We start from the raw sequence: 20055 nt of genomic DNA on the forward strand, positions 1-20055 counted from the left end.
GCAGTTAGAGGATGCCGCGCTCGCGGAGGGTGGCGATGTCGGCGTCGCTGTGGCCGAGGAGGTCGCGCAGGATCGCGTCGGTGTGCTGGCCGAGCATCGGCGGGGCGACGCTGGCGTCGGCCGGGGTCGCCGACAGCCGCATCGGGCTGCGCACCAGCTTCATGCTGCCTGCCACCGGATGCGGCACGTCCACCACCATCTCGCGCGCCTTCACCTGCGGGTTCTGGTACACCTCGCCGATATCGTTGATCGGCCCGCACGGCACGCCCACCGCTTCCAGCAGATCGATCCACTCGTCGCGCGTCTTCGTCAACACCATCTCGGCCAGCATTGGCACCAGCACGTCGCGGTTCTGCACGCGCAGGGGATTGGTCACGAAGCGCGGATCGGCCGCCAGTTCCGGCCGTCCGCCCGCTTCAACGAACTTCACGTACTGCCCGTCGTTGCCCGTCGCAACGATGATGTAGCCGTCCGAGCACGCAAACGTCTGATAGGGCACGATATTGGGGTGGGCATTGCCCCAGCGCTTGGGCGCCTTGCCGCTATGGAGGTAGTTGCTGCCCATATTGGCGAGCATGGCCACCTGCACGTCCAGCAGGGCCATATCGATGTACTGGCCTTCGCCCGTGCGGTCGCGGTGCGTGAGCGCGGCAAGGATGGCGATGGTCGAATACATGCCCGTCATGAGGTCGCACAGCGCCACACCAGCTTTCTGGGGGCCGCCGCCCGGCAGGTCGTCGCGCTCGCCGGTCACGGACATCAGCCCGCCCATGCCCTGGATCAGGAAGTCATATCCCGCGCGGTGGGCATACGGCCCATCCTGCCCGAAGCCGGTCACGGAGCAGTAGACCAGGTCCGGCTTCACGGCCTTCAGGGATTCGTAGTCGAGCCCATAGCGCTTGAGCTGCCCGACCTTGTAGTTCTCCAGCACCACGTCCGACTGCTTCGCCAGTTCGCGGATAATGGCCTGGCCTTCCGGCTTGGAGATATCCACCGTGACCGAACGCTTGCCGCGGTTGGCGGCGAGGTAGTAGGCCGCTTCGCTGGTGTCCTTGCCCAACGGGTCTTTCGCGTACGGAGGCCCCCAGGCGCGCGTGTCGTCGCCGGTGCCGGGACGTTCGATCTTGATCACGTCGGCGCCCAGGTCCGCCAGGTTCTGCGAGCACCACGGCCCCGCCAGCACGCGCGAGAGGTCGAGGACGCGGATATGTCCGAGGGCTTTGGCGTTCGGGGCGCTGCTCATAGTGTCTCCTTGTTCTGGGAGCGATAGCTTAACGCATCCAGCCGTGGTAGTGTCTCGCTCATGTGGCCTTATCCCCGAATCCTCGCGCATCGCGGCGGCGGCACGCTCGCTCCCGAGAACACGATTGCCGGCCTGCGCGCCGGCCTGGCCCACGGCTTCCACGCCGTGGAGTTCGATGTGATGCTGTCACAGGACGGCATCGGCGTCGTCATGCACGATCCCGATTTCGGCCGCACGGTGCCGGGCCGTGGCAGCGTACCCACGACCAGCGCGGCCGAGCTGCGCGCGATGGATGCAGGGAGCTGGTTCGGCCCGGCGTTCGCGGGAGAGCCGGTGCCGCTGTTCTCCGATTTCGTCGCCTTCTGCAGGGCCGAAAAGATCTGGATGAACATCGAGATCAAGCCCGCACCGGGCTTCGACACCGAAACGGGCGCCTGGGTCGCGCGCCGCACGCGCGAACTCTTTGCAGCCGACATGGGCGACGCCGCAAAGCTCCCGCTTCTGTCGTCTTTCAGCTTCGAAGCCCTGGCCGCCGCGCGCGATGCCGCGCCCGACCTGCCGCGCGCTTATCTTCTCGATAAGATTCCGCCGGACTGGGAAGGGCAGGCCCGCAGTCTGGGCGCCGTGGCGATCCACACCAACCAGAAGCACCTCACGCCCGGCACGGCCCAGGCCATCAAGGCGGCGGGCTTCGGCCTGTTTTGCTATACCGTCAACGATCCCGAACGGGCGCGCACCCTGTTCTCCTGGGGCGTGGACGCCTTCTGCACCGACCGCATCGACCTGATCGGCCCTGCCTTTGCCTGAGCGGCGGCCCCTGTGGCTGCCGTAAAAGGATCACGTATAATCAGCGTTTTGCATACATTTGCCTGCGCCATTTAGCCAATCTGACATGAAATCATCCGAAATCCGCGAGAAGTTCCTGAAGTTCTTCGAATCCAAGGGTCACACCATCGTCCGTTCCAGCCCTCTGGTGCCAGGCAATGACCCGACCATGCTGCTCACGAACTCCGGCATGGTGCAGTTCAAGGACGTGTTCCTCGGCCTGGATACCCGTCCCTATTCGCGCGCGACCTCCGTGCAGCGCTGCGTGCGCGCCGGCGGCAAGCACAATGACCTGGAAAACGTGGGCTACACCGCGCGCCACCACACCTTCTTCGAAATGCTGGGTAACTTCAGCTTCGGCGACTACTTCAAGCGCGACGCCATCCAGTACGCCTGGGAGCTGCTGACCAAGGTGTACATGCTGCCCGCCGAGAAGCTGACCGTCACCGTCTACCAGGAAGACGACGAGGCCTACGATATCTGGGCCAACGAAATCGGCGTGCCGAAAGAGCGCATCATCCGCATCGGCGACAACAAGGGCTCGCGCTACGCGTCGGACAACTTCTGGCAGATGGCCGATACCGGCCCATGCGGCCCCTGCACCGAGATCTTCTACGACCACGGCCCGGACATCTGGGGCGGCCCTCCCGGCTCGCCTGAAGAAGACGGCGACCGCTTCATCGAAATCTGGAACCTGGTGTTCATGCAGTTCAACCGCGACGAAGCGGGCAACATGAGCAAGCTGCCGAAGCCCTGCGTGGATACGGGCATGGGCATGGAGCGCCTGGCCGCCGTGCTGCAGCACGTGCACAGCAACTACGAGATCGACCTGTTCCAGAACCTGATCAAGGCCGCCGCCCGCGAAACCGGCGCCACCGACCTGGAAAACAAGTCGCTGCGCGTGATCGCCGACCATATCCGCGCCGCTTCCTTCCTGATCGTGGACGGCATCATCCCTTCGTCCGAAGGCCACGGCTACGTCCTGCGCCGCATCATCCGCCGCGCACTGCGCCATGGCCACAAGCTGGGCCAGGCCAAGCCTTTCTTCTACAAGCTGGCGGTAGACCTGGACAAGGAAATGGGTTCGGCCTATCCGGAGCTGAGCGAGAAGCTGGCTTACGTGCAGCAGGTGCTGAAGACCGAAGAAGAGCGCTTCGGCGAAACGCTGGAAAACGGCATGAAGATCCTGGAAGCGCAGCTGGCCAAGGACGCGAAGAACCTGGACGGCGCCACCGCCTTCACCCTGTACGACACCTACGGCTTCCCGCTGGACCTCACCGCCGACATCTGCCGCGAGCGCGGCGTGACGCTGGATGAAGCAGGCTTCCACGAAGCCATGGAGAACCAGAAGAAGACCGCCCGCGCTGCAGGCAAGTTCAAGATGGCCGCCAACGTGGAATACAGCGGCGCCAAGACCAATTTCGTGGGCTACGAGCGGCTGTCCTTCGACTCCACCGTGATCGCCCTGTACAGCAACGGCGCGCCGGTGCAGGAGCTGAAGGCTGGCGAGAACGGCATCGTGGTTCTGGACACCACCCCCTTCTACGCCGAGTCCGGCGGCCAGGTGGGCGACCAGGGTGTGATCCAGAGCGCCTCGGCCAGGTTCAACGTGGAAGACACGCTGAAGATCCAGGCCGACGTGTTCGGCCAGCACGGCGTGCTGGCGCAGGGAACGCTGAAGGTGGGCGACAAGGTGTCCGCCCAGGTGGATACCGAGAAGCGCGGCCGCACCATCCGCAACCACTCCGCAACGCACCTGATGCACAAGGCGCTGCGCGAGGTGCTGGGCCCACACGTGGCGCAGAAAGGCTCGCTGGTCGATCCGGACAAGACCCGCTTCGACTTCAGCCACAACGCGCCGCTGACGGCCGAACAGATCGCGCAGATCGAAACCATCGTCAACAAGGAAATCCTGGAGAACCACGCGACGAAGGCGCAGCACATGTCCTTCGACGACGCGGTGAAGCACGGCGCCATGGCCCTCTTCGGCGAGAAGTACGGCGATGAAGTGCGCGTGCTGGACATCGGCTCCTCCAAGGAACTGTGCGGCGGCGTGCACGTGAACCGCACGGGCGACATCGGCCTGTTCAAGATCGTGTCCGAAGGCGGCGTGGCGGCCGGTATCCGCCGCGTGGAAGCCGTGACGGGCGAGGGCGCGCTGGCGCTGGTGCAGGGCATGACCCGCCGCCTGAACGAAGCGGCTGCCGCGCTGAAGGCCACGCCGGAAGAGATCACCTCCCGCATTTCGCAGGTGCAGGACCAGGTGAAGTCGCTGGAGAAGGAGCTGAACGCGCTCAAGTCCAAGCTGGCTTCCGGCCAGGGAGACGAGCTGGCCACCAAGGCCGTGGACGTCAAGGGCATCAAGGTGCTGGCCGCGACCATGGAAGGCGCGGACGTGGCCGCCCTGCGCGAAACCATGGACAAGCTGAAGGACAAGCTGAAGACCGCCGCCATCGTGCTGGCCAGCGTTGCCGACGGCAAGGTGAGCCTGATCGCGGGCGTGACCCAGGACTCCATCGGCAAGGTCAAGGCGGGGGAGCTGGTGAACTTCGTCGCACAACAAGTGGGCGGCAAAGGCGGCGGACGCCCCGATATGGCGCAGGCCGGCGGCACCAACCCGGCTGCACTGCCGGGCGCCCTGGAGGGCGTTGCAGCATGGGTGGAATCCAGGCTGTAAGCGGAAAACGGGCCCGCGTTTCCTTACGCGGGCCTTTCTAGTCTCATATCATCGTTGCTAAGTTGCAACGCAACATGAACTATTTTGGTGCACTGCGTCACGCAGCCGGAATTGGAGTAGTATGTCGGGACTCAGCACAATAATTGGTGAGAATCTTGATGAGCGAAACAGTACTCGACACCGAAATGATTGAATTTCATAAGGAACTCGATGCGCGGGGCCTCAATTGCCCGCTGCCGATCCTGAAGGCGAAGAAGGCGCTGGCAGAGCTGGAGAGTGGCCAGGTCCTGCGCATCATGGCAACCGATCCCGGTTCCGTGCGCGACTTCCAGGCCTTTGCCAAGCAGACCGGCAATCCGCTGCTCTCGCATGTGCAGCATGGCCGCGAATTCACTTTTTTGATGCAGCGCAAGTAACAAAACCGGCCGAGAAGGCCCGATTGGGGACAGTTTCCTGAACAAGGACCTGTCCCCAAACTTTTTAGAGTTCCGGCACTAGCAAGAAAACGTACGATCGTGCTTTAATTCGGTGCTGGACTAGAAATTCTCTTATAATCTGGCCCACATTTCACTACCCATTTTTCCCAAAGGCACACCATGAAAGTCCTCGTACCTGTCAAGCGTGTAGTTGACTACAACGTCAAAGTGCGCGTGAAGTCGGACGGCACTGGCGTCGATATCGCCAACGTCAAAATGTCGATGAACCCGTTCGACGAGATCGCACTCGAAGAGGCTACCCGCCTGAAGGAAGCGGGCAAGGTCACGGAAGTGGTGGCCGTATCCTGCGGCGTGGCCCAGTGCCAGGAAACCCTGCGCACCGGCATGGCCATCGGCGCCGACCGCGGCATCCTGGTCGAAACCTCGGCCGAACTGGAGCCGCTGGCCGTGGCCAAGCTGCTGAAGGCCCTGGCCGACAAGGAACAGCCGCAGCTGATCATCCTGGGCAAGCAAGCCATCGACGACGACTCCAACCAGACGGGCCAGATGCTGGCTGCGCTGCTGGGCTGGCCGCAAGCGACCTTCGCCTCGAAAGTGGTGCTGGAAGACGGCAAGGCGACCGTGACCCGCGAAGTGGACGGCGGCCTGGAAACCCTGGCCCTGACGCTGCCCGCCATCGTCACCACCGACCTGCGCCTGAACGAGCCGCGCTACGTGACGCTGCCGAACATCATGAAGGCCAAGAAAAAGCCGCTCGAGACCGTGAAGCCGGAAGACCTGGGTGTGGACGTGGCGCCGCGCCTGAAGACCCTGAAGGTCGTGGAACCTGCCAAGCGCTCCGCCGGTATCAAGGTGCCGGACGTGGCAACCCTGGTGTCGAAGCTGCGCACCGAAGCAAAAGTCATCTAAGAGGAACTAATCAAAATGGTCGCACTCGTCATTGCAGAACACGATAACGCCAGCCTCAAAGGCAGCACCCACCACACCGTGACCGCAGCCGCTCAATGCGGCGGCGAAGTCCACGTCCTGGTCGCTGGCAGCAATGCATCCGCCGCCGCGCAGCAGGCCGCCCAGATTGCGGGCGTGTCCAAGGTGCTGCTGGCCGACGCTCCCTACTTCGCCGAAGGCCTGGCCGAAAACGTGGCCGAGCAGATCCTGGCTGTCGCAGGCAGCTACTCGCACATCCTGGCTCCCGCCACCGCCTACGGCAAGAACATCCTGCCGCGCGTGGCCGCCAAGCTGGACGTAGCCCAGATCTCCGAAATCACCAAGGTCGATGCGCCGGACACCTTCGAGCGCCCGATCTACGCCGGTAACGCCATCGCCTACGTGCAGTCCTCGGACAAGGTGAAGGTCATCACCGTCCGCACCACGGGCTTCGACTCCGCAGCTTCCACCGGCGGTTCGGCTGCCGTGGAAAACGTGGCCGCCGTGGCCGACGTGGGCAAGTCCTCCTTCGTGGGCCGCGAAGTGGCCAAGTCGGACCGTCCGGAACTGACCGCCGCCAAGATCATCGTGTCGGGTGGCCGCGGCATCGGTTCGGCCGAGAACTTCAAGGTCCTGGAGCCTCTGGCCGACAAGCTGAACGCCGCCATGGGCGCATCGCGCGCCGCAGTGGACGCGGGCTTCGTGCCGAACGACTGGCAGGTTGGCCAGACCGGCAAGATCGTGGCGCCGTCCCTGTACATCGCCGTCGGCATTTCGGGCGCCATCCAGCACCTGGCCGGCATGAAGGACTCGAAGACCATTGTCGCCATCAACAAGGACCCTGAAGCGCCGATCTTCTCCGTTGCCGACTACGGCATCGTGGGCGATCTGTTCGAAGTGGTACCTGAACTGGTCAAAGAACTGGGCTGAACACTGAACTAGTAATACCAAGCCACGCTGGCCGGTTTCGCCGTGCCACCGTGGCTTGTTTTCTTGGAGAGAGACATGAGCTATCAAGCGCCCCTGAAAGACATGCAGTTCGTGATGAACGAGCTGGCCAACCTCGCCGCCGTGAGCGCACTGCCGGGCTGCGAGGACGCGACCGCCGAAACGGCGGAAGCGGTGCTGGAAGAGAACGCGAAATTCTGTAGCGGCGTTGTCGCGCCGCTGAACCACGCCGCGGACAAGGAGCCCAGCTCCTGGAGCGAAGGCAAGGTCACGACCTCAAAGGGCTTCAAGGAAGCCTTCCGCCAGTTCGCTGAAGCGGGCTGGCAGGGGGTGCAGCATCCGCAGGAATTCGGCGGCCAGGGCCTGCCGAAACTGGTGGCCACGCCATGCGTGGAAATGCTGCACGGCTCCAACCTGTCGTTCGCGCTGGTGGCGCTGCTGACGGACGGCGCCATCGAAGCCCTGCTGACCGCAGGCAGCGACGAGCAGAAAGCCACCTTCCTCGAACCGCTCATCTCCGGCAAGTGGACCGGCACCATGAACCTCACCGAGCCGCAGGCAGGCTCCGACCTGGCCGCCGTGCGCACGCGCGCCGTGCCGCAGGGCGATGGCACCTACAAGATCTTCGGCACCAAGATCTTCATCACCTACGGCGAGCACGATATGGCGGAGAACATCATCCACCTCGTACTGGCGCGCACGCCGGATGCTCCTCCGGGCGTCAAGGGCATTTCCCTGTTCATCGTGCCCAAGTTTATGGTCAACAAGGACGGTTCGCTGGGCGAGCGCAATGACGCGCACTGCGTGTCCATCGAACACAAGCTGGGCATCAAGGCCAGCCCCACCGCCGTGCTGCAGTTCGGCGACAACGGCGGCGCCATCGGCACGCTGGTGGGTGAAGAGAACCGCGGCCTGGAATACATGTTCATCATGATGAACGCGGCCCGCTTCGGCGTTGGCATGCAGGGCGTGGGCCTGGCGGAACGCGCCTACCAGCAGGCGGCCACGTTCGCCAAGGAACGCGTGCAGTCGCGCGACCTGGCCGGTTCGGCTGGTCCCGTGGCCATCATCAACCATCCGGACGTGCGCCGCATGCTCATGTCCATGCGCTCGCAGACCGAGGCGGCGCGTGCGCTGGCCTATGTGGGCGCGGGCATCAGCGACATCGCCCACTTCCATGCGGACGAAGCGGTGCGCGCCGAGAACCTGGCCGTGTACGAGTACCTGGTGCCGATCATCAAGGGCTGGTCCACCGAGATGTCCGAGAACGTGGCGCGCGACGGCGTGCAGGTGCACGGCGGCATGGGCTTCATCGAGGAAACCGGCGCAGCGCAGCACTACCGCGACGCGAAAATCCTTACCATCTACGAAGGCACCACGGCCATCCAGGCCAACGATCTGGTGGGCCGCAAGACGGTGCGCGACGGCGGCAAGGTTGCGAAAGGCCTGATCGCGCAGGTGCGCGCCACTGAAGCGCAGCTGGGCGACGCCTCCGGCGCCGACTTCGCAGCCATCCGCAAGCAGCTGGCGCAAGGCAGCGCGGACCTGGAAGCGGTGGTGGATTTCGTGCTGGCCAACGTCAAGAGCGACATCAAGAGCGTGTTCGCGGGCAGCGTGCTGTATCTGAAGCTGGCGGGCATTGTGCTGGGCGGCTGGCAGATGGCGCGCGCGGCGCTGATCGCGCAGCAGAAGCTGGACGCAGGCGAGGGCGATGCCGCCTTCTACAAAGCCAAGATCGCCACCGCGCGCTTCTTCGCCGAGCACATCCTCTCCCAGTCCACCTCCCTGCGCACCGCCATCGTGGACGGCGCCTCCGGCGTGCTGGCGCTGGACGTCGAGCAGTTCTAAATTGCCTGGGCCGTGAGAATCTGCGCATTTTCCGGCCCCGCAAGATGCTATGCTCTCTCGACACTTCCCCGTCCTGAGAGCAGAGCGAGCCTATGAAGACTCACGCTGGCAGTTTGCAGAAACGCGAGCCCGTCGGCAGCAAGAGCGGCAAAGCTCCCACCTTTCAGTTCAAGAATAACCGCCCCCAGGCGGCTGCCCAGCGCAAGCTGCAGGACATCGCTAACGCCAGCTCAAAGATGGCCAAGCTGCAGGCCATGAAGCATTCCGTAGGGGCACAGCCGGTCGCTCAACTGAAGCGCGTGGATATCGATCCCGGTTCCAGTGGAAGCTGGGACAGGTGGTGGATACCAAGAACCTGGACAAGTCGCAGATGCTCGCGCTGTTGAACGACATCGAGTTCCTGACCGAGAACCCGGTCGGCGCAACGGTGCAGGACAAGGTGAACTACCAGCAGGCGCTCTTTGCCCACCGGCTAGACATCGGTAAGGCTTTCAACACCGGCGACTACAAGGACGGCAAGCCCGTGTTGAACTATTACCGCCCGCTTGATCCCTGGACCGACGAGGGAGACAAGCAATGGCTTGGTGAGAACACTGCGGAGTTTGCGGAGAAAAGGCAGCTGGTCGAATTGGTGAAGAAGGTGTCGGCGCTTGCGCATACGCTGCCTGGCCAACTCAAGGCGGTGATGCAGCACGACGCCGTCTATAACATGACGCCGGAGGCGCAGCTGGAGTACTGCGTCCATCAAAGCAAGGGGTACGATGCCGGAACCCTGGCGAAATGCCTGTACACCTCGTACTTCTATGGACCGATCAATACCTTCCTGCGCAAACAGCTGCCCGGATCTGTCGATTCAAAGATCATCGACCTGATCACCTATACTCTGGGCGTCCTCGAAAAGACCATCAAGAACGACAAGGTCGTTCATCAGATCGAAACGTTCAGGGTGGAGCTCAAGTCGGAATGGATGAAGAATCCGGGTAAAGGCCAGGTTCTGGATTTCCCGGCCTTCACCAGCACGCATCCTTCGGAAGGAGGCGTCGATACGATGCTGAAGGATATCGCCAAAGGCACTTTTGGCGAGGTGGGCGAGCCCGCAGTCCTGAAATTCCAAGGCAGGACGAAGGTGCTTCAGCCGAATGTGAAGTACTTCCCGGAGGAGGTGGAGACAATCATCCCTCCGGGGATGAGGGCCAAGGTGGCGCATGTCGATGTGACCACCCTCGATATTCCCGGCAAGGGGAAGACGGCCGTCAAGCTCTATACGCTGGAAATCCAGTAGCCTTTACAGGCCTTTTGCAGCCAGCGCGGCGATTTCGTAGTCGCCGTCGTCCACCAGCCTTTCCCATCCTTCGAACTTGCCCAGCCCGAGTGCGCGGGCCATGGAGAGCAGCAGGCTTTGTCCGGCAACGGGACGGTCCGGCGCCAGTGCGTACACCGGGTCCGCAAATGCCGCCTGCGGCGTGGTGATGGTCCAGCCCATTTCCTTGAACATGGTGATCACGTCGTCCAGCCAAAGGGCGTTGATCAGGTTGTGGTGCATGAGCATGACTTGCGCAATGTCGCGGCCCTGCAGCTTCTGCGACAGGGCGCGGTAGGCGAGGGCGCGCTGGCGCACGTGGCTCAGGTAGGCCTCGCGGATGGCGCTCACGTCGGCATCCCGATTCTTTCTCAGCACCTCCACCAGCTTGTCGTTCAGGCGCCAGTCGCTCGTGTCGAGGCTGACGTAGGCATTGCGGTAGCCCTGCTGCGCGAGGAAGCTGCGCATGCCGTCGCGCTTCTCGGGCGTGTTCCCTTCGCGCAGGAAGGTGAAGCGGAACCATCTCTGGTAGCCGGGCAGAGGGCTGATGATGCGGTCGCAGTCCAGTATCTGCCGCTGGTAGTCTTCCAGCGCAATCTTGTGCAGGTCCGGGTGCGTCATCGTGTGGTTGCCGATTACATGGCCTGCTTCGCCCCAGGCGCGAGCGAAGGCCAGTCCCTCAGGTTTGTTGGCGCCGTTGCCCGCGGTGACGAACAGCGCCGCCTTTACCTTATGCTTCGCCAGCGCGGCCAGCATGGCCTTGTTGCGCTGCTCCGCGTTGAGCCGCGGCCCGTCGCTGATGTGGGGGCCATCGTCGAAGGTGAAGGCCACGGACTGGGCATGGGCCGCGAAGGCAGCCAGCGCCAGTGCAGCGGCTGCAATGAGTTGAAGATGTCGCAAACAGTTCTCCTTTGCCGGGAATTCGAGTTCCGTATCTTACGGCAGAATCCTCAGCGTGCGCCTTCGTGCGCCAGCAGCCATTCCTTGCGTGCGAGTCCGCCGCCATAACCTGTGAGCGAACCATCCTTGCCGATCACGCGGTGGCAGGGAATGATGATGGCGATGCGGTTGGCGCCATTGGCCGAGGCTACCGCCCGCGTGGCGCTGGGAGCTCCGATGCGTTCCGCGAGCGCCTGGTAATGTGTTGCCTCGCCAAAGGGCAGGCTGCGCAGCGCGGCCCACACGCGGGTCTGGAATGCGCTGCCGGGCGCGTCGAGCGGCACGCTGAATTCCGTCCGCTTGCCTGCGAAGTACTCGCCCAGCTGCGATTCGGTCTCGCGCGTATGCTCGTTCTCGCCCGCCAGAATGCGGGTGCGGAAGTGTCGCTGGATGTCGCGCAGCTCGGTCTCCAGCATGCGCCTGTCGGTGAACTCCAGCAGGCATACGCCGTTCTCGCTGGCGCAGACAAACATGGGCCCCAGCGGCGTGGAGAAGCGGTGCATTACCAGCGGAGCCGCTGCGTTGCTCGGTGCATGGCCCGTCATTTTCTTGAAGGTGTAGGCGAAGCCGCTCAGGGATTCATAGCCGCTGCCCAGGGCCGCTTCCGTTGCGCTGCGTCCGTCCTTCAGCTCCGCCATGGCGCCATTGATGCGCAGCATGCGCTGGTAGGCCTGGAAGCTGAAGCCGTGGTGCTTCAGGAACCAGCGGCGAATCAGTTCAGGGCTCAGCCCCAGCGAGCGCAGTTCGCCGTCCGGTATGCGGCGGGTGGACGCTTCTCGCACCAGCGCCACGGCGCGCGCCACCTGAGGAGGCACGTCAGGGCTGTTCTCCGTTGGGCGGCATACCTTGCAGGGCCTGAAGCCCAGCGCCAGCGGCTCCTTCAGGTCGGTGAAGAAGTCCACGTTCTCCAGCTTGGGCTTGCGCGCCCGGCAGGTGGCTATGCAGAAGATGCCCGTGGTCTTCACTGCGGCATAGAACGCGCCCACATGCTGCGGCGAGCGGTCCACGAGCGCGCGGTAGCAGCGCTGGATATCGTTGGCGTCACTGATTTTCATGGCTGAAGAGTGCTGCGAAGCTTTGCCGGGATCGAATGGCGTCGAGGCGGCGGCGCAGCTCCTGTTTCAATTCGCCGTGCACGGCGTTGCCCATGCTGATGCGCTTCACGCCGAGCGCCGCAAGCGTGGCGAAGTCCGGCAGGCGCGGCATGGCCAGCACATTGACCGGACGCGCCAGGCTGCCCGCCACTTCGCGGATGTCTGCGGCTTCGGTGATGCAGGGAGCGAAGATCCCGTCCGCACCGTGCCCGATGTACTGCCTGCCGCGCGACAGCGTTTCCTGCAGCGCATCCGGTACGCCGAGCAGAAAGGGATCGGTGCGGGCATTGATGAACAGTTCCGGGCAGGCACTGCGGATTGCCGCGATCAGGCCTGCGAGATGTTCGGGCGGCAGGAGTTGGCGTTTGCCGTCCACCACCCGGCTGTCTTCGATGTTGATGCCCACGATACCCAGCTCCTGCAGGCGCTGTGCATTGGCGGCCACGCTGTCCGCATCGTCGGCATAACCCCCTTCGATATCCACGCTGAGAGGCAGCGTGGTGGAGGCGCGGATGCGGCGCACGATGAAGAGCAGCTCGTCGAAGGACGTGCCTTCCCCATCCTCGTAGCCCAGCATGCCTGCGATGGCGGCGCTCGATGTGGCGATGGCCGCATAGCCCGCCGCCTGGGCGGCAAGGGCGCTTGGGACATCCCAGGCGTTGGCGATGAGGAGCGGCGCATCGGCCGCATGCAGTGCATGGAAGCTGGACATGAAAGTCTCCGGGATCGAATGAGCGGACAGCTTAACGAAACCGGGCCCGCCGCGCCAACCGAAAAATGGACGACTATTTTTCGGTATAGTACGGGAATGGATGCCACGACCCTTCTGCTCTTCGTCCCTGCCTGCTTCGCCATCAACATGGCGCCGGGCCCAAACAACCTGCTCTCGATCAGCAATGCCACGCGCTACGGCTTCCGTGCAGCCTGGATGGCCGGCGCGGGCCGCCTCATTGCGTTTGCGGGCATGATCGCGCTGGCCTCGGCGGGACTGGCGGTGGTGCTGCATACCTCCGAGCTGCTGTTCATGGCAATCAAGACGGCTGGCGCCTTCTACCTCTTCTACATCGCCTGGCAGCTGTGGCGCGCCGGGCCCGGGACGGAAGGAGCGGCGCAGGCCGGGGCCACCATGTCCCAGCTGCTGCGCCAGGAGTTCCTGGTGGCGGCAGGGAATCCGAAAGCGATCCTGGTGTTCACGGCCTTCCTGCCCCAGTTCGTCGATCCCTCGCAGCCCATGGCCTTGCAGTTCACCATCCTGGGCGGCCTGTTCCTGCTTTTCGAGATCGCCGCCATTGCCGTCTACGCCTGGATGGGCGTGGGCATGCGCCGCTTCCTTGGCGACCCGCGCGGCCGCCAGCTCTTCAACCGCAGCTGCGCCACTTTGCTGGGCGGCGCCGGCCTCGGCCTGCTCCTGTCTCGCCGCGCCTGACGCCATCTTCGGCCAAAAAGGGGCAAATGTCCTAAAAATGTAGGACTTTTTCAGTGCTTTTGTAGCAATCCCTTCAAATCGCCCGAACATGCGCTAATCTTCGATTGTTGCCATGGGGAATCTATCTCCCATGGCTTTTTGCCAACTCAATCGTGGACAATTTATGAAGACCAAGCTCATCGCGCGTGCGCTATTGCTCGCGCTAAGTAGCACAGCCTGTCTATTGCCCGCTGCCGGGCACGCCGCCAACGCCAAGCCGGTCCCGGTCGTGCACTGGGAACAGTTCCCGGGTGAACCGATCATCGTATTCGGCGGCGCCGATTCCACCGATCCGGACGGCCATGTCGTCGGCTACAGCTGGAAATTCGGCGACGGCGCGAGCGGTACAGGCCAGGACACCAGCCATATGTACGCCAAGCCCGGCAAGTACACGGTGACTTTCACGGCCAAGGACGACAAGGGCGCCACCGCCAGCAAGAGCTTTACCGTGACGGTGGCGGGCAAGCCCAACGTGGCTCCCACAGCCAAGGGCACCGTGACCGTAACGCCGAACAGCTTCACGGCCGCCTTCAACGCCACCGGTTCGAGCGATCCGGATGGCAGGATCGCCAGCTATGCCTGGAACTTCGGCGACGGCACCAGCGGTACGGGCCTGAAGGCGAGCCACGTCTACAAGACGGCAGGCAGCTATACCGCCGTCCTCACCGTGAAGGACAACGAAGGCGCCACCAATACGCTGGAGCTCCCATTGGCCGTCACCGGTCCGGCGCCCAACAAGCCTCCGGTGGCCGCCGCAACGGCCACCCAGCAGGCGGGCAAGCTCACGGTGAGCTTCAACGCCACCGCCTCCAGCGACCCCGATGGCAAGGTCGCCAGCTACGCCTGGAACTTCGGCAACGGCAAGACGGGCGCCGGCGCAACGCCCAGCCACACCTATGCGGCCGCAGGCAGCTATAACGTGACCCTGACGGTCAAGGACAACAAGGGCGCCACCGGCAGCCTGTCCCTGCCGGTTACGGTGAACCCGCCCGCCGCGAACAAGCCTCCGGTCGCCGCCGCCAGTGCGAACCAGTCGGGCAAGCTGACCGTGAGCTTCGACGCCAGCGCCTCGAAGGACACGGACGGCAGCATCGCCAGCTACGCCTGGAACTTCGGCGACGGCAAGACGGGCGCCGGCATGAAGGTCAGCCACGTCTACGCGGCGGCAGGGCAGTACCAGGCCACGCTGACGGTGAAGGACAACAAGGGCGCCAGCGCTTCGCTGCCCCTGACCGTGACGGTCACCGCAGGCAGCACGGCTGCGACGCCGTGGGTCTCCGGCTATTACGCAGGCTGGTTCTGGAACGACTATCAGCCGCAGCACATCGACATGAGCGCCATGACCCATGTGGTCTTCGGCCGCGTGGCGCCAGGCGGCGGCACCCTGGGCGGCACGCCGGGCCAGATCGTGCCCGGCGCAGGCACCGCCCACGATGCGGGCCAGCTGCCCGCCAGCGTGACTTCGCTCAGCGTCGAGGACTTCCTCGTGCAGCGCGCCCACGGCGCGGGCATCAAGGCCCTGCTCATGCTGGGCGGGAATGACGATGGAGCGGGCTTCTCGGCCTCCACCAAGCCCGGTGTGCGCACCACCTTCATCAACAACCTCGTCACCTACCTGGCCACCCACGACTACGACGGCGTGGACGTGGACTGGGAAGACCATATCGAAACGGCCGACGACCAGAACCAGCTGATCGCCTTCATCACGGAACTGAAGCAGGCCGCCTCCATCCACAACCGCTACCGCGACCGCCCGCTGATCGTGACCTTCCCGACCAGCATCCTGAACATGAACTACGACGTGGTGCCGGGCTGGAAGGTGCAGGTCGCCGAACTGGTGGACCAGTTCAACATCATGAGCTACGAGATCGCCTTCGCGCACGGCGGCTGGACCACCTGGCACTTCTCGCCACTGTTCGGCCAGAGCGGCACCCACCCGAGCGATGTGTCGAGCAGCGTGCAGGCCTATATCGACGCGGGCATCGTGCCGGGCAAGATCGGCATCGGCCTGGGCTTCTACGCCCTGAGCTTCACGCCGCCCGTAACGGGCCCGAACCAGACCGTGAGCCAGATGGAGTCGAACGACGCCACCTGGAGCTATGCGAACCTGGTGAATGGCGGCTTCCTGTCGGCGGGCACCTATGTGTGGGACGACGTAGCGCAGGTGGGCTACCGCTCCTACCCGGGCGGTTTTACCGGCCATGCCGAATACAACACTGGCACCACCGGCTTCCTGAGCTACGAGGACCCGCGCAGCATCGCCGTGAAAGGCAAGTGGGTGCGCGAGAAGCAGCTGGGCGGCGCCATCATCTGGACCATCAACTACGGCTCGCCGGATGGCCTGAACAACCCGCTGCTGAACGCGGTCAAGCAGTCCTTCCTCATGGGCGCGGACAGCGTGCAGCCCTACGCCCGCTTCACCTCCGCCATGCCTTCGACCACGGAGCTGCGCTTCAACTTCGACGCCAGCCAGTCGGCGGACGCGGAAGACAAGCCGGTGGCCAGCTACAGCTGGAACTTCGGCGACGGCGCCACCGCAACGGGCGTCAACGCCAGCCATGTGTACGCCAGCGCGGGCCGCTACCTGGTGACCCTGACCGTCACCGACGCCAAGGGCGTGAGCGCGTCCACCACCTCCTCGGTGCTGGCCGACTTCCCGCCGCCGCCGGATGAACTGCCGCCGCTGGAGCCGGTGCCTGCCGCGAACGGTCCCCGTCCCTGGGTTACCGCCTACTACGCGGGCTGGTTCTGGAACTTGTTCGAGCCGCAGTATGTGGACATGAGCGCCATGAGCCACTACGTGTTCGGCCGCGTGGCGCCGGGCGGCGGCACCCTGGGCGGCCAGCCGGGCGAGGTGGTTCCGGGCGCGGGCACGGCGCACCAGCCGGGCATCCTGGGCAGCCTCACGAACAAGAGCGTGGAGGATTACCTGGTGCAGCGCGCCCACGAATCCGGCGTCAAGGCGCTGCTGATGATCGGCGGCATGGGCGACGGCCTGGGCTTCCTGCGCTCGACCACTTCACTCACCCGTCCCGTATTCGTGAAGAACCTGCTGGACTACCTGGAGGCTCACGACTACGACGGCATCGACCTCGACTGGGAAGACGTGCTCGACACCGACCAGGCCAAGCTCCAGCTCACGGCCCTCATCGCCAACCTGCGCGCAGGCGCCAAGGAGCGCGCCCGCTGGCAGGACCCGTCGAAACCGTTCGTGATCACCTTCCCGAACTATGCGATGAACATGAACTACGAGACCGTGCCCCAGTGGAAGGTCACCGTGGCCTCCATCGTCGACCAGTTCAACCTGATGAGCTATGCCTTGGGCTTCAACGCGGACGGCTGGACCAGCACCACCTTCAGCCCCATCGAAGGCAAGACGCCGACCCACCCCATGGACGTGAGCTCCAGCATCCAGGCCTACCAGGACGCGGGCATCGACCGCAAGAAACTGGGCGTGGGCATCGGTTTCTACGGCATGAGCTATGCGCCGCCGGTCACCGCGCCGAACCAGCCAGCGACCGCCATGAACAACAGCGATACCAGCCTGAGCTACGCGCAGCTGGTGAACGAAGGCTACCTGAGCAATGGCAGCTATCACTGGGATGACGTGGCCAAGATGGGCTACCGCTCCTACAGCGGCGCGAACGGCTTCAAGGGCGCGGGCATGCTGAGCTACGAGGACGAGGCCAGCATCGCGGCCAAGGGCAAGTGGGTGCGCAACACCGGCACCGGCGGCGCCATTATCTGGACCATCAATTACGGCAGTCCGGACGGCAAGGCCAACCCGCTGATGAACGCGGCGAAGAAGGCCTTCCTGCAGTAAAGAGTTGGGTTGTTGTGGGTGGAAACCCCGCCGGTGGCGTCGCCGGCGGGGTTTTCTTTTTTTACAGGTAGGGAATGTACTCGATGCCCTGGGCGATCAGGGCGGCAGTATTGGCCTGGTTCTCGGCGCTCTCGCTGAAGCTCATGACTACCTGGGCCGCGCTCTGGCCTCCGTTCAGCTTGTCCACCCAGTACTGCACCTCGAATTCGGCGCCCTGGCGGTGCAGCACGTTTACATACAGCTTGCTGACGATGTCCCGGTAGCTTGGCGACGCGCCATACAGGTCGCGGAACTCCGGCGCATCCATGAAGCCGGCCGCGATATCGACCAGCTGCTTTCCGTCCGCCATTTTCTGCATCCAGAAGCCCATGCCGATGGCGTCCGATGGCCGGTTGAGAACCGCCTGGTAGAGGCGGAACAGCTGGCCTGGCGTGCCGTCGCCGTCGAGCGCGATGCTGATGTCGGTGAAGGTGAGGCGCTCCACATTGCTGAGCGTGTCGGTGCCGTCCACGCCATGCTTGTCCGCGACCGTAAAGCCGCTGCCGTTCTTGCTGATGGTGTAGTCGCTGCGCTTGCCGTCCAGGACCAGGCGGTCCATGCCGCCGCCCCCGTCGACGGTGTCGTTGCCCTTGCCGCTGTAGACGGTCTCTCCGGCGGCACCGCCCGCAATCCTCTCGCCGCCATCGCCCGCACGGTATTCGTGGGAGGCAGGAATTGCGGTGGGGAAGACATTGCTCAGCACGCTATAGCCTGCGCTGGACGCTTCCACCAGGTCCGGCTTGCCATCGCCATTGACATCGGTGGCGAGGATATGGGAGCCCACGGCGCTTTCCCAGCCCATGCTGAACTGGCCAGCGCCATTGTTCATGTAAATGCGCGAGGTGGCGCCTGCAGTGCCATCGACCACGATGTCCTGGAAGCCGTCGCCGTTGACGTCCACCGCGGTAGCCGACAGATACCACTCCGTGGCGCCGGTGGGCGTGGTGGACTGCGGCAGGCGCTGGGCCGTTTCGTCGTGGAAGTGGCCGTTGCCGTCGTTGACCAGCAGCTGCAGGTAGGGCGTCTTGTAGAACTCGCCGTGCGCGCCGCCGTTGGTGACGGACTGGATCAGGTCGGGCAGGGCGTCGCCGTTCAGGTCGATGGTTTCGATGCCGATCACGATATCCTTCGGCACGCCGCTGCGCGGCAGCTCGATGGGCGTGCTGGTGGCGAAGCTGCCGTGGCCGTCGTTCAGCAATACTCGGCTCGGGTAGGGGCTCGGATCCCACGTGCCGAGCACCATATCGTCGTAGCCGTCGTTGTTCAGGTCCCGCAACATGGACCAGGTGTTGCCCGGGTCGAAGCCGGAGGGGCGCAGCGAAGCGGGCAGCAGGCTCGGCGAGGCGGTGAAGTGGCCGGTGCCGTCGTTGATCAGCAGCTGGTTGGCATTGCCGGTGCTGTCGTTGAGCGCGTTGACCAGCAGGTCCAGGTAGCCATCCTTGTTGACGTCGCCGATCGAGGTGCCATGGTTCTGCGCCAGGCGCTGCGGCAAGGTGGAAGTGGCGCTTTCCAGCTTGCCCGTGGCAGGGTTGGACAGGTAATAGGAATTCTGCCCGCCGGGGAAGGGCGGGGCATCCACGCCGAAGTCCGGGTTGAAGATGTCGGACACGCCGTCCTTGTTGAAGTCGGCCGTGAAAATGCGCGGCACGAAATTGACCTTGGGGATGCCCGCGCCGAACACGGAGGCGGTGCCGTCGGTGAAATGGCCCTGGCCGTCGCCCAGCAGCACCTGAAGCGGCTCGGCGGTGAGGCCGACGTCCGCGTTGGCGCGCACGATCAGCACATCGGTCTTGCCGTCGCCGTTGAAATCGCCTGCGCGCAGCTGCTGCACCTTGCCCATGTCGAAGGAAGGCAGGTAGGTCTTTGCGCGCAGGAAGCCCTGGCTGTCGTCGTACATGTCGCGCGTAACCGTGACATTGTCCGAATTCGGGCCCGTAAAGCTGATGGCATTCACGCCTTGCAGGGTAAGTACGCCCTTGTCTCCATTGGGCATGTTCTTGCGGACGGTGAAGGTATCGCTTGCCTTGTCGTAGCTGATGGCGGTGTCGGTCGAGCGCGCGTCGTACATCTTGACGGTGTCGATGCCGCCGCCGCCGATCACCTTGTCGCTGCCCCAGCTGAGCCAGAAGGTGTCGTTGCCGCTGCTGCCGGTCAGCTCGTCGTTATAGCCCGAGTCGGCCACGGAATGCACATTGATCAGGGTGTCGGTGCCGCCGTAGCCGTCCTGGGCGGTACCCGTGGCCAGATTGACCTTCACCGCGGCGGGAGAATTCCAATAGGCGGCCGTGACCCAGACGTTTTTGGCTGTGATGGTGTCATTGCCCGCTTCGCCGATGGCGTTGCCGTCCGCAACGGTCAGGCTGTCGTCGCCCTTGCCGCCGAATATGTTGGTGCCGCTCGCAATGCCGAGCGCGCTCTGGTCGATCGTGTCGTTGCCGTCTGTGCCGTGATAATCCATGTGCCCGTCCTGGAAGTGGTATCGGGCAAGTA

14 protein-coding genes are annotated in these 20055 nt (G+C 64.1%); 9 read left to right on the forward strand and 5 right to left on the reverse strand.

Going from position 1 to position 20055, the window contains the following annotated elements:
• Positions 1–4: 4 nt before the first annotated feature.
• Positions 5–1243, reverse strand: coding sequence for a CaiB/BaiF CoA transferase family protein (locus LSQ66_RS03025; RefSeq protein ID WP_231768339.1), 1239 nt, complete (start codon positions 1241–1243; stop codon positions 5–7).
• Positions 1244–1303: 60 nt separating this feature from the next.
• Here LSQ66_RS03025 and ugpQ point away from each other — a divergent pair, with 60 nt between their 5' ends.
• The 7 genes from ugpQ (at position 1304) to LSQ66_RS03060 (ending at position 10187) form a co-directional block, all read left to right on the forward strand.
• Positions 1304–2050: a glycerophosphodiester phosphodiesterase gene (gene ugpQ / locus LSQ66_RS03030; protein WP_231768340.1), complete on the forward strand. Its 747-nt coding sequence runs from the start codon at positions 1304–1306 to the stop codon at positions 2048–2050.
• Between the two features lie 85 nt (positions 2051–2135).
• Positions 2136–4745 carry an alanine--tRNA ligase gene (gene alaS / locus LSQ66_RS03035; RefSeq protein ID WP_231768341.1) on the forward strand — a complete coding sequence of 870 codons (2610 nt, stop codon included), beginning with the start codon at positions 2136–2138 and terminating at the stop codon, positions 4743–4745.
• A 158-nt stretch (positions 4746–4903) separates the two neighbouring features.
• Positions 4904–5161: a sulfurtransferase TusA family protein gene (locus LSQ66_RS03040; protein WP_231768342.1), complete on the forward strand. Its 258-nt coding sequence runs from the start codon at positions 4904–4906 to the stop codon at positions 5159–5161.
• A gap of 180 nt (positions 5162–5341) precedes the next feature.
• Positions 5342–6091, forward strand: coding sequence for an electron transfer flavoprotein subunit beta/FixA family protein (locus LSQ66_RS03045; RefSeq protein WP_231768343.1), 750 nt, complete (start codon positions 5342–5344; stop codon positions 6089–6091).
• 15 nt (positions 6092–6106) lie between these two features.
• Positions 6107–7039 (forward strand): electron transfer flavoprotein subunit alpha/FixB family protein, encoded by a 933-nt coding sequence (locus LSQ66_RS03050; RefSeq protein WP_231768344.1) that lies wholly within the window; start codon positions 6107–6109, stop codon positions 7037–7039.
• A gap of 75 nt (positions 7040–7114) precedes the next feature.
• On the forward strand, positions 7115–8905 hold the full coding sequence (locus tag LSQ66_RS03055) for an acyl-CoA dehydrogenase (RefSeq protein ID WP_231768345.1): 1791 nt from the start codon (positions 7115–7117) through the stop codon (positions 8903–8905).
• A gap of 340 nt (positions 8906–9245) precedes the next feature.
• Positions 9246–10187, forward strand: a complete 942-nt coding sequence (locus LSQ66_RS03060; protein WP_231768346.1) for a hypothetical protein — start codon at positions 9246–9248, stop codon at positions 10185–10187.
• A 3-nt stretch (positions 10188–10190) separates the two neighbouring features.
• Here LSQ66_RS03060 and LSQ66_RS03065 read toward each other — a convergent pair whose 3' ends face one another.
• The 3 genes from LSQ66_RS03065 to LSQ66_RS03075 are packed head-to-tail and all read right to left on the reverse strand — an operon-like array spanning position 10191 to position 12950.
• Positions 10191–11105, reverse strand: a complete 915-nt coding sequence (locus LSQ66_RS03065; protein ID WP_231768347.1) for a polysaccharide deacetylase family protein — start codon at positions 11103–11105, stop codon at positions 10191–10193.
• Between the two features lie 50 nt (positions 11106–11155).
• Positions 11156–12199, reverse strand: coding sequence for a bifunctional transcriptional activator/DNA repair enzyme AdaA (locus LSQ66_RS03070; protein WP_231768348.1), 1044 nt, complete (start codon positions 12197–12199; stop codon positions 11156–11158).
• Positions 12186–12950 carry an isocitrate lyase/PEP mutase family protein gene (locus LSQ66_RS03075; RefSeq protein ID WP_231768349.1) on the reverse strand — a complete coding sequence of 255 codons (765 nt, stop codon included), beginning with the start codon at positions 12948–12950 and terminating at the stop codon, positions 12186–12188. Before LSQ66_RS03075 ends, LSQ66_RS03070 begins: the two co-directional genes overlap by 14 nt.
• 96 nt (positions 12951–13046) lie before the next feature.
• On the opposite strand from LSQ66_RS03075, the gene LSQ66_RS03080 reads away from it, so the two are divergent.
• Together LSQ66_RS03080 and LSQ66_RS03085 are read left to right on the forward strand one after the other, a co-directional pair.
• Positions 13047–13664, forward strand: a complete 618-nt coding sequence (locus LSQ66_RS03080; RefSeq protein ID WP_231768350.1) for a LysE family translocator — start codon at positions 13047–13049, stop codon at positions 13662–13664.
• 163 nt (positions 13665–13827) lie between these two features.
• Entirely contained in the window at positions 13828–17526 is a 3699-nt protein-coding gene (locus LSQ66_RS03085) for a PKD domain-containing protein (RefSeq protein ID WP_231768351.1), read from the forward strand.
• Positions 17527–17587: 61 nt separating this feature from the next.
• Here the strand turns inward: LSQ66_RS03085 and LSQ66_RS03090 are convergent, their stop codons facing one another.
• Positions 17588–20023: an FG-GAP-like repeat-containing protein gene (locus LSQ66_RS03090; protein ID WP_231768352.1), complete on the reverse strand. Its 2436-nt coding sequence runs from the start codon at positions 20021–20023 to the stop codon at positions 17588–17590.
• Positions 20024–20055: the final 32 nt, after the last annotated feature.

Origin of the sequence: Massilia endophytica, from assembly GCF_021165955.1 — a bacterium.
In the GTDB taxonomy this organism is placed as follows: Bacteria; Pseudomonadota; Gammaproteobacteria; order Burkholderiales; family Burkholderiaceae_D; genus Rugamonas; species Rugamonas endophytica.

What these genes read in the sequence shown, in the direction of transcription:
- LSQ66_RS03090 (WP_231768352.1), bottom strand. Translation starts at nt 20,023, where the DNA reads ATGGATTATCACGGCACAGACGGCAACGACACGATCGACCAGAGCGCG.
- LSQ66_RS03045 (WP_231768343.1), top strand. Translation starts at nt 5,342, where the DNA reads ATGAAAGTCCTCGTACCTGTCAAGCGTGTAGTTGACTACAACGTCAAA.
- LSQ66_RS03025 (WP_231768339.1), bottom strand. Translation starts at nt 1,243, where the DNA reads ATGAGCAGCGCCCCGAACGCCAAAGCCCTCGGACATATCCGCGTCCTC.
- LSQ66_RS03070 (WP_231768348.1), bottom strand. Translation starts at nt 12,199, where the DNA reads ATGAAAATCAGTGACGCCAACGATATCCAGCGCTGCTACCGCGCGCTC.
- LSQ66_RS03055 (WP_231768345.1), top strand. Translation starts at nt 7,115, where the DNA reads ATGAGCTATCAAGCGCCCCTGAAAGACATGCAGTTCGTGATGAACGAG.
- LSQ66_RS03075 (WP_231768349.1), bottom strand. Translation starts at nt 12,950, where the DNA reads ATGTCCAGCTTCCATGCACTGCATGCGGCCGATGCGCCGCTCCTCATC.
- LSQ66_RS03050 (WP_231768344.1), top strand. Translation starts at nt 6,107, where the DNA reads ATGGTCGCACTCGTCATTGCAGAACACGATAACGCCAGCCTCAAAGGC.
- alaS (WP_231768341.1), top strand. Translation starts at nt 2,136, where the DNA reads ATGAAATCATCCGAAATCCGCGAGAAGTTCCTGAAGTTCTTCGAATCC.
- LSQ66_RS03085 (WP_231768351.1), top strand. Translation starts at nt 13,828, where the DNA reads ATGAAGACCAAGCTCATCGCGCGTGCGCTATTGCTCGCGCTAAGTAGC.
- LSQ66_RS03040 (WP_231768342.1), top strand. Translation starts at nt 4,904, where the DNA reads ATGAGCGAAACAGTACTCGACACCGAAATGATTGAATTTCATAAGGAA.
- ugpQ (WP_231768340.1), top strand. Translation starts at nt 1,304, where the DNA reads ATGTGGCCTTATCCCCGAATCCTCGCGCATCGCGGCGGCGGCACGCTC.
- LSQ66_RS03080 (WP_231768350.1), top strand. Translation starts at nt 13,047, where the DNA reads ATGGATGCCACGACCCTTCTGCTCTTCGTCCCTGCCTGCTTCGCCATC.